We start from the raw sequence: 17,070 nt of genomic DNA on the forward strand, positions 1-17,070 counted from the left end.
GTATTTGTATCCTCTACTCAAGAACATTTATTTGTAATGCATAATGGTAATTTAGATTATGCTAATGTAAGTGGAGAATATAATTATTGGGGTTCAAATTCACAAAATGCAAATACAAATATTAAATTCACTAACCAATTAATTATTCAAGCAATCACTCAAACAACTCCAGTTCATGAAGGTGATAATGTTAAAATCAATGTTGAATTTAAAAATAGAGATGTTAATGGCGTAATTTCAACTTTAAAAGAAAATGTACATGAATACACTTTAGATGTATCATCTGGTTTAAATGAAATTTGCCCAGTTGTCACTATTGCTAATAATATCGGACAAATAGATTATCATGCTAAAAATATTGGGGAAGAAACAATCACTATTAGAGGATATACTTACTCATTCAAAGTATTAAAATTAAATAAAGAGAATGCGAACCCTAATATTGTAATTAATTCAGGTTATAGAACCCTCATTGTTGTTAATGTCCCAATTGACTTAGCTAATAATGTTACAATATGTGTAAACGGTATATCTTACTCAAGAGCTAATATTAATGGTAATGTAACCTTAGAAATATACACAATTCCAAATATTTATAATGTTAATGTAAGCTATGAGGGTGATGACAAGTATAATCCATTTTCTAAACTTGATTCATTTAAAGTTGATAAATATGATTCTAATGTAGTTGTTGTGGCTGATAACATTTACAGTGGTGAAAATGCTATTATAAATGTCACTGTTAATCCAGCTACTACCGGTAGTGTAACTATTACAGTTGATGCAAAACAATTCACAAAACAACTCGTGAATGGCTCATGTAGCTTTAATATTTCAGGTTTATACATCAAAGATTATGAAAATAAATTACAAGTTTATAGAGTTATAGCTAAATTCAATGGAAATAATTTATATGATGAAAGTACTGGTATAACTTCATTTAACGTGACTAAAAAACCTACAGAACCGATTATTCCTGAAAAAGAAAAAGGTTATGCTGTTATTTATGTAACTCCTGGTGAAAATTCAAAAATCCTTATTAGAGTTCCATATAACTTAAAAAACAATGTTACAGTTAAAGTTAACGATGTTGAATATTCATTATCTGAAAATGAAGGAAAAGTTGTATTAACTTTTCCAACTAATAAAACAGGTAATTATACCGTCTCTGTAGATTATGCTGGAGATGAGAATGTAACTAATTTCACAGGTTTTGCTACCTTCAAAGTTGATGATTATCTCTGGTTTATTGATGATGTTGCATATAGGTCAATTTATGATGCTGTAGCTGCAGCTAAAACTGGTGATGTTATTAAAGGCACTCCTGGTGTTTATGAAATTTATTCAACAATAGATATTGGTCATAGATATATGCCAATTGAACCATGGTCAGTAAATAAAACTGTTACCATTACTTCACTAAATAGTCAATCAGTCATATTTAAAGGTGATTCCCGTAGAATTTTCTTTGTAGATATTGGTTCTGATTTAACCTTGAAAAACTTAATATTTGAAGGAGCAAACCTTAAATATGGTGATGGTGGTGCTGTTGAAAATATGTATGATTCTAACTTAACCATTGAAAATTGTACCTTTAAAAATTTAAGTGCTGATAGAGGTGGAGCAATATTTGTATGGGGCAATACTACTATTAAAGACTCTAAATTTATAAATAATAAAGGTAAACTTGGTGGAGCAATATTTGTCTTAGGTTCATCATCTGTTAGTGGATCATTTATTGTTGACAATGTTGAATTTATAAATAACACAGCTACTTCCTTTGGTGGTGCACTCTATTTCGAGGGTTCAAACTGTTATGATGGATTTATTAAAAATTCAAAATTCATAGATAACGTTGGAAACTGGAGAGGTGGAGCAATTTATCTTTCATATTCCAACATGACCATTGATAACACAATTTTCAATGGTAATAAAGCTATTAGTGAAAATTATGAAGTAGAAATTAAAGAAGGTGTAGTAACTGGTCCTTGTGGATGTATAATTGATACTAGTGATGTAGTTGTTAGAAATGCAACAGCACATATTGATGCGGTAGGTGGAGCAATTTATGTATCTAATTATGCCAATGAATTTATTTCAAACTCTCAATTTAATAAGAATGTTGCTGAGTTTGGTGGTGCTTTGGGATTAAGCAATTCTATCACTGGAATTACATCTAATGGTGTTACAACATGGACTACTCATTGGACTACAATCAATAACTGTACATTTAAAGAAAATGAAGCTAACATTTCTGCTGGTGCAATTTACATTGGTTATAGTGGAGTGCCATATGTAAACATATCAAATTCAGAATTTGATTCAAATGTAGCTCCAGATAGTTCTGCAATATTAAATGATTTTGGAGCATTAAATATTAATAATACTGAATTTAAAAATCATGTAAATAAAAATGGCACATTAATTACAACATTCGGTACTTTAAACATGATAGAAGAATTTAATGCGGTAACTGTAATTGAAAATTCAAGATTTATAAATAATAAAGTTGAAAGTGATATTTACCAATCGAACCAATGGACTGTTTTAAATTTAACTGATTCTATTTTTGATGGTGAAAACACAATATTAACTAATAGAGGTTTAACAACATTATCTAATGTTAGCGAAATCAATAAAATTAGTTCAAAACCCGCTATTGTTAATTATGGAACACTAAGATTATTTGAATATTCATTTTTAAGTTCTGTTTATAATAATGGAACATTAACTGGATATAAAAATTCAAGTGATATGCCTAACAGTAAAGTTCCAACTAAATTTTCATTTAGTAATACTAAACTTGTTTATAATGGTGGAAAACAACTTATAATTACTTTAAAAGACAGTAACAATAAAATTGTTTCAGACGCTAACATTGTAGTTACATTAAATAACAAAGTTTATAAATTAACTACAAATAAGAAAGGACAAGTTTATACTGGCCAATTCCAAAACCTACAATATTAAATTGAGTTTTGCTGGAAACGATGAATACAAAGTGTTTCTTCTTCTGTTAAAATTGTTGTGAAAAAGCTACCCTAAATTAACTATATCTAATAAACCTTTTAAAGTTAAAGCAAAATATAAGAAAATAACTGCTACTTTGAAAAATAATAAAGGTAAGGCTCAAAAAAGGCTAGAATTACTTAAAATAAAAGGCAAAATTTACAAAACCAATAAAGAGGTGTTGCTACATTTAAAGTAAAAGTTAATAAAAAGGAACTTATAATGCTATAGTTAAATTTGGCGGAAGTAACTACTATAAATCACTTACAAAAAAAGTAAAAGTTAAAATTAAATAGAGATTAATTTCTCTATTATTCTCTTTTGTGCGACAAGCAATTATCTTTTAAATTTTGTTATACGGGCTCATTTTTTTTGAGAGTTTTATGTCAGTACAACTATTAATATATTGTTAACCTTGCTATATGGATTATTCTCACTTGAAACTGCATCACTGACAACAGTAGGGAATTGCATGATAGTTTAAATTCTAATCTAATCATTACACAGATATTGTCTTTATTTGAGATGATATTTGATTGATGGCGAGAGAAAGACTAGCATGGTTAATGTTAAATGAACTTATATAAGCATCGTTAAGAAAGTCGACAGACAAAAGGTGTTGGAAAAACTGTCGTTAATACACATAGGCCATACAGATTAAAAAGGAACATATATCGGTTATAGCCCATAGGCGTATTGATTTAATGGTAGAGGCTAAACTCAAGCTGTATCTGACAGAAGATGAACTTGGTAAGTCCAGAATTGCCCCATTTCTTTTTTTTTATGATGAGTAGGGTGACTTTGAGGAAGTCTGATGTTCTTTTCTGAATAAAGGATTCTGAGAAAGCAAAAAGGCCAATTGGTCTAAAAACAGTGAAAAAATGATAAATAATAACTATGACGAATATGCTGATTTCAGAAGGTGCATAACACGAATGATAAAACAAAATGTATCTTTAAATGCGATTGAGGATTGGTTTAAGTAATGAAAACTGGAAAATAAATATAATTTTGATGTTCATTCTGCTGAACTATTCGGAAATTGTATATTATGAATATGATGGGCCAATATGTACTAAATGTGGAAGTTCAATGAACAGTAATGGTTCATGTCGAGTCAAACCTAATAAATGGGAGAGAATACGTAAAAAAAAGAATATATTTGTCCAAATTGTAATAAAAACAAAAGTCACTAATCTAGAAAATTTCATCAAAAGATATTCCACATTATACCCGTTTTATTTGTGATTTAGGATTTAATCATCAAAGATGCACTTTCCATGCAATGAAAAATCTAATGGACAAAATAATAAAGAAACATAAAGAATAAGAAAACTCAAAGAAGTATTATGTAATATTTGCAGAACAAACCAAATATTAAATGATGATTTCTACAAGGTTCAAATTTTATAAAAATATATTTTTTGATTACCATAAATTTAGGTTTGCCTAAAAAATAGAAAGCTTTATATACTACTTAAGCAAAACTATAAAGTAGAGCTTAAATTTAGGTTTACCTAAAATAACTCTCACATTATTAGTCAAATAATAATACTCTCCAAAATTAGAATGTGTTAAATTAGATTTCTCACAATTCTCTAATTTGATACAAGTCGTTAGGAAAATTTAAAAAAATCTGCCAAAATATAATTTTCCTCAATTCAAGGTGTTTAACATGCCGATTAAACACCTGTTATCTCTCTTTTTAGAACTAATTTTTCAGATATTAACCTAACTATTTTTAAATTATAATTGCCAATATTAATTTGAGGTTATACCATGGAGAAATATGACATCATTATTATTGGAGCAGGTCCTGGCGGATTAACTGCAGGAATATATGCTGGTCGTCAAGGAACTAAAAACTTGATAATTGATAAAGATATGGCAGGCGGAATTGGTCGTGAAGTTCCTGAAATGGAAAATTACCCTGGTTTTGATAACATTTCAGGTTTAGAGTTAATAGAAAAAATGAAGGCACAAGCTATTAAAAACAATGAACTTCATGAAATGGAAAATGTGGAAGAAATAACAAAAGATGATTCAGAATATCGCTTCACCGTTAAAACCGATAAAGACCAATATCAAACTAAATCTATTATATTGGCAACTGGAAGCTCCCGTAAGCAATTAAATGTAAAAGGTGAAGATGAATTTAAAGGAAAAGGTGTAAGCTATTGTGCAACCTGTGACGGATTCTTCTTTGCTGGAAGGGACATAATCATTGTAGGGGGCGGAAACAGCGCACTTCAAGAAGCAATTTACCTTAAAAATCTAGGAGCCAATGTTACAATCATTCACAGAGGAGATGAATTTAGAGCTCAGAAACAATTAAAGGATCAAATTAAAGAGTCAGGTATAAATTTTATCCTTAATGCAGTTGTAGAAGAAATCAAAGGTGATATTCTTGTTGAATCAGTTACTATAAAAGATACGGGAACCGGTGCGTTAATGAATCTTCCAACTAATGGAATATTTGTAAGCGTAGGTTATATTCCCCATACTGAACTTGCAGAACAACTAGATGTTCAACTAAATGAAACAGGACATATAATTACTGATAAAAATCAAAAAACTAATATTGACTATGTTTATGCTATTGGTGATGTATGTGTTGGATTAAAACAATGGGTTGTTGCATGTGGTGAAGGTGCGGTTGCTGCAACTTCCGTGTTTCTAGACCTTCAAAATTAATTATAATGGCTTTGCAAGTATATGTAAATAAAGAATGCTATAATTAATACAACAAATAAAGGCAATAACCACATAAATACCCTATAACTATTTCCAAATGGATTTTTCCAAAGTATTCCTGTGATTACAGCAATCATTTGTACGATCAACCACAATTATTCACTATTTTAGCAATGAAAACTTATTTAAAGACAACCTATCGCGAGATAATTGAATGTTTGGAACTTATGGATAAAATAAGAAAATTCCTAGGTCTTAATAAGCTACCACACTTCACAACTATTCAAAAATTCTTTGTAAGAATGTCAGACACCATAATTAAAAGATTTAAATGACTTAATTAATTTTTATGCATCCATCAGAATGTAAAATTAGTTGCCATTGGATGGAACTGGGCACACAAGCGACTATGCTGATAAAATTATTATGCACAAATAAGAGGCAAATCACGAAAAAGCTTACATTAAAAACCAATATTGCAATCAAATGTTGACACACGAATGATCCTAAAATTACGCAGCAAATAAAAGTCCAAAACATGATACACAATTCGCATTACCTTCAATTAGACAATTAATACTATACAAACCCCCTATTACATACTAGCAGACAAAGCATATGATTTCCGAAGAAATAAGAAAAATGCATAAAATGAAGAAGTAGGAGCATTCGACCAAATACCATTAAAAAAAAGGTGCGACAACATGACATTATAGATTAAATAGTGCTACAATCTTCTGGCATGATGTCAATGCACGAAGAATGAATGTTTAAAGCGTAATTTCCGTAATAAAAAGAAGAATTTAATGGTGTTAATTTTAGTAGAAATACAAGACTACAGAATAAAGAAACAAAACTCAAAGATGTATTATATAACATTTATAGCCATACAAGTTTTTTAGAAGAGGGTTTCTACAAGGTTATTATTTAAATAAAAAAAGCAAAAAAATTCGATATTAATCTAAATTTAAACATGGTTTCTACAATGTTCAAAATAATTAATTTTGGCAACATCCAATTAAAAAAATAAAAAGAAAATAGTTATTTTTTAACAACTATTTTACCAGTTTTTGATATTGCTTTGTAGGTAGCGTCACCAGCAAAGTTAACTTTGTATTTGAAAGTGCCTTTTTTCTTAAGTACAACTTTAAATGTGACTTTACCTTTAGAATTAGTAATACCATAGTAGGTTTTACCTTTAACTTTAAGAGTGACTATTTTACCTTTAATAACATTACTGACAGTTTTTAAAGTAATTACAACTTTTTTAGTCTTTTTAACTTTAAATGTCTTATTAGGAGCAGTGAGTTTAGTTGTTTTTAAAGTTGGTGTAACAGTCTTAGTATTTAAAGTAATTGCTGTTTGGGAGCCTGCATATTTACTAGTTTCAGCGAAATTAATAGCAACTTCTTTACCAGATTGTCCAGTAATTGTGAAAACACCATTTTCATTAGTAGTAATAGTTTGAGCACTTCCACCACCAATAGTATAAGTAATATTTTGGTTGTTTAAAGCCTTACCATAAATATCTGTTAAAGTAGCAGTAATTATCATGTCTTTTACATTGGTTACTTTAATTTGAGTTTGAACTAAATCAGCAGCAGGAATTACAATATCATCGCCGTTTTCGGTACCCCATTCAGTAGACCATACAACAACGACATTTACACCTTTAGCAACATCATTTCCAGTAACTGTAATATTAGCATACGGGTTTAAAACACTTTTTTTACAATTAATATGTAATAAAATGATAGAACCTGCAACAACATCACTACTGTTTAAAGTTACTTTGTTATTAGTTACATTAATGTCACCAAGACTACTTGCATAACCATGAGCAGTGTTACCTTGTTCAGCAGCAATTAAGAAGTTATTATTGATTGCTTTAAATGTGTTATTGTCAATGTAAACCCCAGATGCAGCTTTTTGAATACTGATTACCGGGAATTTGTCCCAGTAAATACTATTTTCTTTAAAATAACCGCAAGTATCAAATATGTTATTTTTAATAAAAGTGCCCTCGGTTGATGCTCCACCGAAGAAAATTGAATAGACATTATTTATAAATTTGTTTCCGATGATTTTAGCATCTCCACTACCTCCTGCAATAGAAATTGCATCAAGTACTGAACCATTAAAAGTATTGTTCTCAATATGGGCGAAATAAGAACCCATAATACTAATTACTTTAGAGCCTTTTTCCTTGTTTACACTAGGATCATTAACAAGTTTAGTAGCATAACCACCATCAAAGTAAGAATTTTTAACAGTGATATTGTTTGCAGATTTAACTACAACAGCCTGATTGAAGTTTTTGAAATAACAATTATCAACTACTCCACCCATAGCAGATCCTCCATTGAAATTAACACCAAAACCTGCTACAGTACCGTTATATGTAAAATTATTTTTAGGATTGTTATCTATAAATTTAATTCCTTGAATTGTGACATTTTGAGAAGTAATATAAAAAAATCCATCATTGTCGCCATAACCAAAAATAGTTGTAGTACCATTACCTTTAATAACTAAATTATCTTTATCAGCAACCTTTATAGTATGATTCTTAATATCATAAGACGCAAAATCACTTAAATCAACTATGCCTCCCGCAGTAGCTGTATCAACTGCTGTTTGAATAGCATCTGAAGTATTAGTGGTAGGTGCAACAGGATTAGCAGCCAATACATCCGCATTATCACTTCCAGATGAGATATCCAAGTTTTCATCCATTGCCACAACATTAGAAGCATCATCTGATGATACAACATCAGATACGTCTTCAGCTGAAACTGAACTAAGAGATAAAGCAATTAAAACAACTAAAAGGAAAGATAATAAAATCTTTTTGTTATCCATAATTTATTTCTCCATTTTTAAATTAACTAATAAAAATAAAAACTATTCATTCCAATATCATCTTTATTAATATCAGTTAATTTAATATTATATCGATATATAATATAAAGATTATTATTTATTGAAAATTTTGAAAATTCTTAAAATAAAATTAAAAATGAAATTAATTATTTTAAATACTTATTTTAATATATAAAGAAATATATTGAATTAATATAATTATTTATTTATTTTTTAAAGTATTTAATTAAAATAAAAAAATATACTAAAAATTAAAAATATGAAATATAATTCATAACGATTAAAAATGGATTTATCTAAAAAATTATCCAATAATATAAAAATATAACTAATAAAAACTTATAAATATTAAATAATTTACAAAATTAATAGATTTATATAAAAATAATTAAAAAAAAATATTTAATTAAAAAAAATCGAAGTAAAACTTATTATATAACAAGTATAAAAATTAAATTAACAAAATAAAAAGAATATTTAAAACCTAAAAGGAAGTGGTAAAAATAAAATTGACTAACATATTGTTAATGTTACTAATTATCCTAATATCTTTAAATTCGGTTAATGCAATGGAGGATAATCAAACATCAACTATGAATATGAATGAAATTTCATTAGATGATAATCAAATATTAAGAAATTCGACTTTAAATCTTGAAAAGAAATTTTAAATAGTGACAATCATGCAACAATCAAACTTAATCCTGGAACATATTACATTAACCATCTTGAACTAACTAAAAATTTAACAATTCAGGGAAACGGCAATCCAAGAGAGATTATTATTGATGGACAAAATAAATCTGGTATTTTTATAATAATGAATGACTCAATTCATATAACATTTAAAAATATCACATTCACAAATGCAAATAGTGAAAGATTTGGTGGAGCAATATCTATTGAAACTGGACATGTATATGTTGATAATTGTATTTTTGCCAACAATAGAGCCGGTGTTAATGCTGGAGGCATTTCAAATTATGGAACTGATGAAAATAAAGGTTATCTGTTAGTGAATAATTCATTATTTATAAATAATCATGCCGAACATGATGGTGGAGCCATAACAACCTGCTATGCAGATTCATATATTTATAATTCTGTTTTTATTAATAATTCAGCGCATAGAGATGGAGGGGCTATTCGGGTTAGTGTTTCCGGATATGGGAATGTTGAGGATTGTATTTTTATGTTCAACCATGCTGATGAATGGGGTGGAGCATATTATAGTTGGTCAGGCATCTCCCACATCAATAGATGTGTTTTCTTAAACAATAGCGCTGGAACAAATGGTGGAGCAGTAATGGTTTCTGGAAACTTGGATCTTAAAAACTCCATAATCATGAACAACAATGGGAAAAAAACTGGCGGATCATTTTACATTCAACAACCAATGTATGATGCTAAAACCATTATAAATGTACATGACAATCTCATAACAAACAACACTTCACCATATGGTCGGGAAATATTTATTAAATGGGACGACATTGGAAATTTATATACCAAATTTAACAATAATGATTGGGGAGATGAAAATCCTAATGATTCATCCATAATAGATCCGAACAATGTTACAAGTAGAAGTAAAGTAACTTCAACTATTAAATCTGATTTATTAAAAATTTTAAACTTAAATTTATTAGATAAATACGGTGATTTGATTAATAGTTACTTCCCAAATAATTCACTTAATGAATTTAAAAGCCTATTTAATAATAAACACACAAATCAGAATACAATTGAAAGTAAACCTAAATTAAGCACTATTAACCAATCTATTATAAATAATGAAGAAAAACCAATATTGCTGGTAAAAATGATAATATAGATAAAGATAATAATTTCCATATTGTTAATTCCAGTGATAAAATAATTATTGAAAACACAACCAGCCATGGCAATGATAAAGAAGTTTATGAATTAAATGAACCTGACAGTTCAGTATCTAAACAAGTTAATGTTGTTTTAAGAATATTTATCATAGGCATGGCGGCAATGGTTATTTTATTATCAGTTGGATATAGAAAACAAAAGAATAAGAGTAAATAGTTAAAACTATTTACTTATTTACAATTTTTTTATTTAAGCTTCTCGCAAGTAAGTAATAATATATATAAAAACCACACCATGAAATAGCCGCAAATACACATGCAATTAAAATCCATGTTATTACTGGACCAACACCTAAATTAGTAGGCATCCACTTTAAATATATTGCAACTAAAAACAATACAGTCATTCCTATAAGCATTTGGAAAATTACCTGCAAAGGCATGGTAAGATTTTCTTTTTCATATATGAATCCACTTAAAGAAAATGCCCAACCAATAACAATGCCCCCAAGGAACAAATTAATCAATTCAGTACCTGAAAAACTAATATTTTGAGGCCCTGCATGAAGAGATATTAAAACAACTGCTAAAAGACAAATAAAAGCACCTAATGCCAAATGTTTAATTAAATCTGAAATATTCATTTAATCACCTATAAATCCAAAGCCTTTTTAAAATCAGGCAAAAATATTTTCTAGAGATGTTATCCTTTAAGCCATTTTTAAGTTCAATAAACATCATTCCTTTAAGTGAAGGAGCAACCCTTTTAATTCTTTTCAAATTAACAATAGTTATTTTTGAAATTCTTATGAAATCTGAAGGCAAATCCTCCTCCACTTGATTAATGGCTTTTTGATTTGATATTGATTGTTTTGCGTGTAAACATTAACTTGCTTATCCTCCACGCGAAACATGAATATCACCCCAAATTCTAAAAGAGTAATATCCAAACCTTTTTTTTACAGCAAACATATCATTTGAATCCTCATTTTCAAGAATTGACATTGCTTTTGTAATATTATCAGTCAATTCATCGGTGTGAATATCAGCATAAGGTTCTTCAACATCTCTTGAAACAAACAAATTCACTTTCATATTTTAATCACTTAATTTTTCCATTTCTTCCTGTATCTTACGTTCTCGGTATTCCTCATCATCAAAACCATCAACAAATACAAATGCTTTTAAGAAATCAACTAAAACTCCGATTCCCCAGAAAAATAATGGGAATACTACCCACCAAAAACTTGGTGATGAAAACCCGTTAATAACTGCTAAAATTGCATTAACAATTAAATATGCTTTAAGATTTCTATAAAATTTAATTTTTCTATCAACTCGCTCTTCAGCTCTTGCACGTGAATCCGACATGATTATCGTCTCCAATTTAAGTTCGATAATAATACTTACTATAACTATATATAAATGAGTAATTATCAACTTTACTAAACTGCAGAATATACAAACTGAAATGCAAAAAGAAGACAATGAAAAATATTTTTAAATTCATATAGTGTTATATACCTATTCAAAAACCATTAATAATCAACCGGATTTTCCATTAAAACCATTGAAAAAATTCCAATTTAGGAAAAATATCTTCGTATAGATGAATTGATTAGATATAAGAAAACAAATCATGTGGATGATATTTATAAAAATAGCTGAATAATATTGCCATTATGCTATTGATTGTTCTAAAAACATTTGAAATGTAAAAAAAAAGGAGATTAGTAGGAGTTATAATACAGCTACTAAATAATACAAAATAGAAGTTATTGCTGGAACTGTCAAATTATCAATTCCACCATAACTAAATGCTTCACAGAGCGTTGCAACTAATGAAATCATAATTATATTAACAATATTAAATTCAGGCATTGTACATCCAATTGAAACGAAAACCATCCACACGAATACACTCATTACAGTTGTTACAACAAACATTGTAAGTGATCCTTCAATGGATTTTGTACCTCCAAATACCTTGTATTTGATTTTACCAAATTTTTGACCAATTAATGCTGCAAATCCATCACCATATACCATTGGAACTATTGCTAAAGCAACAATCCAAATAAAAAATTTAAAATCATTTGCTGGTGAAAGCATAGAATATATTGCAATTAATAAAGTCCATATTTCTGCATAAAAAAATAACCCTAAAGCATGTCCGGATTCGGTTACACTATTGTCAATTTTAATTGGAGAATATTCTGTTAAGAAGAATAGCACTATTGTGATAGGAAGTGTTAAAAACCAAACCATTACCCATGGATCTGAGAAAAATGGCATTGCAAATATCATGTTACCTATCATAATATGTAAAAATTTACGTGAAACTTCAGGCCTAGTCTTTAAAACCATTTCAGCCACAACAAAAATAATTACTATATAGATATATACAACAATTAATGCGAGTACATCAAAGAATATCATTTGTCATCATACTCTCCATATTCACATCCGGCATTTTCGATTTTTACATGGTCGATTAAAGTTCCATCTTTTTTATATAATTTGAGTTCACCCCAACCATTTCCACCATTCCATAATCGATTATGTCTCTTTTGACCATCTGGAGCTTCATAATTAAATAACATCATTTCATCACGTTTACAATAAAGAACTAACTCCATTTTAGAGTTTTTATTACTTGCATTAACATGCCAAGTGTGAACTTCATCTCCCTCTTCAAAGTCAAAATTGATTTTTACAAGATTCCAGAATCTTGCAAAATTGTATTCATACATAGTGCCTTCATAATAAAATCCAATAAGCAATTTACGTGGAATTTCAATACCAAATGCTTTTGGTCTTCCACCACCTGCCTCAAATGCAGAATTATTTAATTTTTTACCAGATATAAGACTGGCCATATTGCATGATGAAATCCATAACCATGGAGAGGTAAAATCCCCTCCCCAGTTTTTATCAGCATAACCATATGATTTTCAGGAATTACTTCATATTCCTCCCCATCCAACCAAATAGTTCCACTGTATTGAGTTTTGATTCCTTCAGCATGCCAAAACATTTCGAATGAATTTAATTTTCTAAATATTGAACTAGCACCATATCCAACATTAAAAGTGATTTGCTTATCGATGTCTAAATCCCACATCATATCTCCAGCATCACACATGTATTCCGGGTGATTTTTAGCATCTTCTTCAGAAACTCTTGCAAATCCACTCATATGAGTTTCTGTTAAACTACAATCCCCCACCTGAATATTTAACTCATCATCAGGACAGTTAAAGTATTTCATTGAGTAAAAATTGTGAATCTGTTTAGGGTTTTTACCCCAAGTTCCCGCTTTAATCATACAATATTATGGTTTTTTACCTGTTTTTTGGTTTTCCGGCAATTGTCCGAGTGTTGGTTCTTCTTCAGCTAATGCTGGATTACATACAAAGTATTCTATAAAAAATGGTCTTTCTTCACCAGTTTTCTTATTGTAAGCCGTTAAAGAATGCCACCACCAATCATAACCTTTTTTAGCAAGTGGTCCTTTGAGCATATAATAATCTCTTTTCAAATCACTTTTATTCATATTAATCCTCCAGTAATATAATATAATATTTGTTAAAAATCGTTTTAAATAATTTATTATAAAATTAGAGTTAAAAATAGTAAAAAAAGAAGATAATTATCTTTTGGAATTCAATTCTTTAATATCATCACGATAATAAAAAGCAACAGTTAATATTATTAGCAATATTATGAATGACATGCCGGTGACTCTAAAGAAATCATCTTCATCAAGCAATATTTGCTTTACAACAGATCTAGATTGAGAACCCGAAATACTCTCATCGGAACTTTCTCCGTAACCACTATCTTGAAAAGTAGTGTCTTGTGTTTTATAATTTTGTGAAACATGATTTTCTTGGTTTTTAACATTATTACTCAAATCTTGTTTTTGACTGCGAGTGCTGTTTTCCACATTATCATTATTCCCATTACTAGAACCCTGTCCTGAACCACCCTCACCATTCCCATATTCTTTACCTATATCCTCATAAAGTTGATAATGGGGAATATTTGAATAGGAATATTTGGTTGTTTGACCATTAATGGGTTTAGAAGTAGATTTGCTATTAGAATCATATGCATTATTCACCCTAGCATCATCCACAGTGGTTTTAACAATGACTCCATTTGAAAAATCGACATTGAATGTTGCAGCCCCTCCACTAATTGTCATTGTAACTTTATGGCCGTTGTCAATCCAATAGGATAAAGTTCTATCTGGAAGCAAGCTTGCAATATTTCCGTTCGAGTCTGTAAAAGTAGCTTGGAATGTATTAGTTCCTATTTGTGATACAGTAAATTTAAGGTTGTTTGATTTGATTTTAGGGCAAATTACTCCAGCACCCCCATACCAATTATCCCCAATGTCCAATCGTTGACCATTTTCACTATAATAAGTTTCTTTAGCTTCAACTTCACGATGTCCATTACCAATGATTGCATTATAACTAATATCCTGATTTTTAGGTTTTACATAGTCGTCATTGAATTTAATTCCTACATATGCATTATCTGCAATTACATTAGATTGAATAGAGTTGCTTCCAATAGAAGTTATTGAAATACCACTTTTAGTATTAGATTTTATGGAATTGCCTTTAATCTGGATGTTATTTCTGGCATTATAAACATGAACTCCATTATAATCATTTTTCGAAATAGTGTTTTTAGTTAAATATATGTTATCCGGACCACGGCCATAATTTACACCATTGATCTTTTTAGCTAAATAAACACCGTTTTGATTATTATTTGAAATAGTATTTCCATGAATATAGACTTGACTAGATTTTGCTATTTGAATACCGTTTTCACCATTATTCCTAATATTATTATTGAAAATATAAGTATAAGTTGAATCAGCAAGACTTATTCCACTTTTAGTGTTTTTGGAAATATCATTTTTGGAAATATTTAGATACTTTGTTCCTACTGCCACGATACCTTCACCACCTGAAGCAATATCATTATTAATGATTTTTACATAATCCACATCTCTGAGACTAATTCCATCACCACCGCATTTAATTTTGAATCCTTTGACTGTAGTAAGGGATGCGCTTTTTCCTTTAACTGTAATCACAGGATTTGTGGAACTTGTTAAGGTAGTGTCAACATTGCTTAATAATATTAAACTTTTGGTGATTATAAGATTGATATCTGAATAACTTGAACCTTCAAATAATATTACATTGTTTATTTTTGCATTATCTATTGTTTGTTGGATTTCCGAGCTGCTTAACCCACTTGCAACTTCACGAGTATTATCCATTGTGATTTTAGTTGTAATGGATGAAGATTTGTAGTTAGAATTTCCCGCAAATTTAGAAACAATTTTGTATGTGCCATCATTTAACCTAATTTGAAAAGAGGCTATTCCATTTGAATCCGTATTTTTGTTATAGCTAACTCCATTTACAGTGAATGTGATTTTAGTATTTTTTAAAGCTTTATTATCCGCGTCTGTTAATTTAACTTTAAAGTAATCTCCAACAACATCAAAATCAACTGTACTGTTAACTGTAATTCGTGTATTTATCTGACCTGAAGTTTTAAGGGTTGTTTCAATTACATCACTTGTTTTTAATACATCCCAATCAATGCTGGTTGGCGAATCATCACTAGTTAAGTTATCAACTTCATTAGCCGCACTAAAATTTATTGTTAATAAAACCAACACAAGCAATGCAATAATAACCTTTTTATTTATCATATTTTCACCTCCTTTACAATCAATTTGTAAGAATTAAATATTGAAAATAATCCTTATAATATAGTATATAATATTTAATAATATATATTATTAATTATTTTTAAGTAAATCCAATATTTTATAAAATTAAGATATAAAAATTAATTTAATATGAAAATAATAAGTTTAATAATAAAAATAAAAAATGACATATACAAATAGTTATATCGAAAAATAAAAAAAATAAATCAGATTATAATGGATTATAATCTGCCGGAACCGGTGCAACAATACTTACAAAAATAAAGTCTTCATCACCAGTATTAGTAGCTCCATGACAAAGTCCTTTAGGAGTTACTGCAACTTGACCTTTTTTAATTGGAATATGATCTCCAACTTCAGGGTAGAATACTCCTTTCCCCTGAATACAAATCCAAATATCATCGGAATTGTTGTGAGTGTGACAAGCTACTTCCTGACCTGGTTTTACACACCATACAGACCCACTTGTTGAATCTGTTGAATAGAATACTGTTTTTACTGCTTCTCTTCCTTCAATTGCAAATTCTAAAATATCATATACTCTTTCATCCATAATAGAACCTCCAAGAACTAGTCAATTATTTAAATATTATTTTATAAAAACTTTTTGTTTAACCATCATATTCGCAATTATAGAATTAATATTGCCATTAATCCATCCAAGAACCATATTTATGATATATCATTAGTATAACGGCCTAAAAATTAATTATAAAATGATATGAATCCCGTAGAAATCTTGCCTCAAAAATAGATGAATCAGACATATCATCAAAAGGATGCGACATGACTCAAAATTTCAAACTTTGTATAAATTATCTAAATAAAATTATACACTATTTAAACAATTCAAAAAAAAATATAATTTATCTTAAA

13 protein-coding genes and 1 pseudogene are annotated in these 17,070 nt (G+C 28.9%); 4 read left to right on the top strand and 10 right to left on the bottom strand.

Translation table 11 applies throughout. The annotated features are described in order from the left end of the window. The 3 genes and pseudogenes from Q9968_RS00005 to Q9968_RS00015 all read left to right on the top strand — a co-directional run. Window positions 1–2,970 (top strand): annotated as a pseudogene (locus Q9968_RS00005) (hypothetical protein); the annotation flags it as partial. A 1,818-nt stretch (window positions 2,971–4,788) separates the two neighbouring features. Continuing rightward, the gene (locus tag Q9968_RS00010) at window positions 4,789–5,703 is read left to right on the top strand and encodes an NAD(P)/FAD-dependent oxidoreductase (protein ID WP_305512222.1); all 915 of its coding nucleotides are present in this window, start codon (window positions 4,789–4,791) and stop codon (window positions 5,701–5,703) included. 137 nt (window positions 5,704–5,840) lie between these two features. Further along, window positions 5,841–6,038, top strand: a complete 198-nt coding sequence (locus Q9968_RS00015; protein WP_305512224.1) for a transposase — start codon at window positions 5,841–5,843, stop codon at window positions 6,036–6,038. Window positions 6,039–6,744: 706 nt separating this feature from the next. Here the strand turns inward: Q9968_RS00015 and Q9968_RS00020 are convergent. Next, complete coding sequence (locus tag Q9968_RS00020; protein WP_305512225.1) at window positions 6,745–8,565, bottom strand: hypothetical protein; 1,821 nt, start codon at window positions 8,563–8,565, stop codon at window positions 6,745–6,747. Window positions 8,566–9,406: 841 nt separating this feature from the next. Between Q9968_RS00020 and Q9968_RS00025 the strand changes: the two genes are divergently transcribed. Then, a complete protein-coding gene (locus Q9968_RS00025) occupies window positions 9,407–10,420 on the top strand; it encodes a hypothetical protein (protein WP_305512227.1) in 1,014 nt (337 codons plus the stop codon). 231 nt (window positions 10,421–10,651) lie between these two features. Here Q9968_RS00025 and Q9968_RS00030 read toward each other — a convergent pair whose 3' ends face one another. The 9 genes from Q9968_RS00030 to Q9968_RS00070 all read right to left on the bottom strand — a co-directional run bounded on the left by Q9968_RS00030 (window position 10,652) and on the right by Q9968_RS00070 (window position 16,747). Continuing rightward, window positions 10,652–11,068, bottom strand: coding sequence for a DUF3021 domain-containing protein (locus tag Q9968_RS00030; RefSeq protein WP_305512228.1), 417 nt, complete (start codon window positions 11,066–11,068; stop codon window positions 10,652–10,654). A gap of 250 nt (window positions 11,069–11,318) precedes the next feature. Next, window positions 11,319–11,519 carry a hypothetical protein gene (locus tag Q9968_RS00035; protein WP_305512230.1) on the bottom strand — a complete coding sequence of 67 codons (201 nt, stop codon included), beginning with the start codon at window positions 11,517–11,519 and terminating at the stop codon, window positions 11,319–11,321. Window positions 11,520–11,522: 3 nt separating this feature from the next. Then, window positions 11,523–11,795 carry a 2TM domain-containing protein gene (locus Q9968_RS00040; RefSeq protein ID WP_305512232.1) on the bottom strand — a complete coding sequence of 91 codons (273 nt, stop codon included), beginning with the start codon at window positions 11,793–11,795 and terminating at the stop codon, window positions 11,523–11,525. Window positions 11,796–12,164: 369 nt separating this feature from the next. Beyond that, entirely contained in the window at window positions 12,165–12,863 is a 699-nt protein-coding gene (locus Q9968_RS00045; RefSeq protein ID WP_305512234.1) for a diacylglycerol/polyprenol kinase family protein, read from the bottom strand. After that, window positions 12,860–13,318 carry a hypothetical protein gene (locus Q9968_RS00050; RefSeq protein WP_305512578.1) on the bottom strand — a complete coding sequence of 153 codons (459 nt, stop codon included), beginning with the start codon at window positions 13,316–13,318 and terminating at the stop codon, window positions 12,860–12,862. Before Q9968_RS00050 ends, Q9968_RS00045 begins: the two co-directional genes overlap by 4 nt. Beyond that, complete coding sequence (locus Q9968_RS00055) at window positions 13,273–13,752, bottom strand: hypothetical protein (protein ID WP_305512236.1); 480 nt, start codon at window positions 13,750–13,752, stop codon at window positions 13,273–13,275. The genes Q9968_RS00050 and Q9968_RS00055 overlap by 46 nt, the downstream gene beginning before the upstream one ends. A gap of 6 nt (window positions 13,753–13,758) precedes the next feature. Then, window positions 13,759–13,980 (bottom strand): hypothetical protein, encoded by a 222-nt coding sequence (locus Q9968_RS00060; protein ID WP_305512239.1) that lies wholly within the window; start codon window positions 13,978–13,980, stop codon window positions 13,759–13,761. 96 nt (window positions 13,981–14,076) lie between these two features. Then, window positions 14,077–16,173: a right-handed parallel beta-helix repeat-containing protein gene (locus tag Q9968_RS00065; protein ID WP_305512241.1), complete on the bottom strand. Its 2,097-nt coding sequence runs from the start codon at window positions 16,171–16,173 to the stop codon at window positions 14,077–14,079. Window positions 16,174–16,405: 232 nt separating this feature from the next. After that, window positions 16,406–16,747 (bottom strand): cupin domain-containing protein, encoded by a 342-nt coding sequence (locus Q9968_RS00070; protein WP_305512243.1) that lies wholly within the window; start codon window positions 16,745–16,747, stop codon window positions 16,406–16,408. Window positions 16,748–17,070 lie beyond the last annotated feature (323 nt).

Source organism: Methanobrevibacter sp. V14 (assembly GCF_963082475.1).
GTDB lineage: Archaea > Methanobacteriota > Methanobacteria > Methanobacteriales > Methanobacteriaceae > Methanocatella.

Excerpts from the sequence above, each read along its gene's own strand:
- Q9968_RS00055 (WP_305512236.1), bottom strand. The coding sequence starts at position 13,752 with ATGATTAAAGCGGGAACTTGGGGTAAAAACCCTAAACAGATTCACAAT.
- Q9968_RS00060 (WP_305512239.1), bottom strand. The coding sequence starts at position 13,980 with ATGAATAAAAGTGATTTGAAAAGAGATTATTATATGCTCAAAGGACCA.
- Q9968_RS00070 (WP_305512243.1), bottom strand. The coding sequence starts at position 16,747 with ATGGATGAAAGAGTATATGATATTTTAGAATTTGCAATTGAAGGAAGA.
- Q9968_RS00030 (WP_305512228.1), bottom strand. The coding sequence starts at position 11,068 with ATGAATATTTCAGATTTAATTAAACATTTGGCATTAGGTGCTTTTATT.
- Q9968_RS00020 (WP_305512225.1), bottom strand. The coding sequence starts at position 8,565 with ATGGATAACAAAAAGATTTTATTATCTTTCCTTTTAGTTGTTTTAATT.
- Q9968_RS00025 (WP_305512227.1), top strand. The coding sequence starts at position 9,407 with ATGAATGACTCAATTCATATAACATTTAAAAATATCACATTCACAAAT.
- Q9968_RS00010 (WP_305512222.1), top strand. The coding sequence starts at position 4,789 with ATGGAGAAATATGACATCATTATTATTGGAGCAGGTCCTGGCGGATTA.
- Q9968_RS00065 (WP_305512241.1), bottom strand. The coding sequence starts at position 16,173 with ATGATAAATAAAAAGGTTATTATTGCATTGCTTGTGTTGGTTTTATTA.
- Q9968_RS00040 (WP_305512232.1), bottom strand. The coding sequence starts at position 11,795 with ATGTCGGATTCACGTGCAAGAGCTGAAGAGCGAGTTGATAGAAAAATT.
- Q9968_RS00045 (WP_305512234.1), bottom strand. The coding sequence starts at position 12,863 with ATGATATTCTTTGATGTACTCGCATTAATTGTTGTATATATCTATATA.
- Q9968_RS00035 (WP_305512230.1), bottom strand. The coding sequence starts at position 11,519 with ATGAAAGTGAATTTGTTTGTTTCAAGAGATGTTGAAGAACCTTATGCT.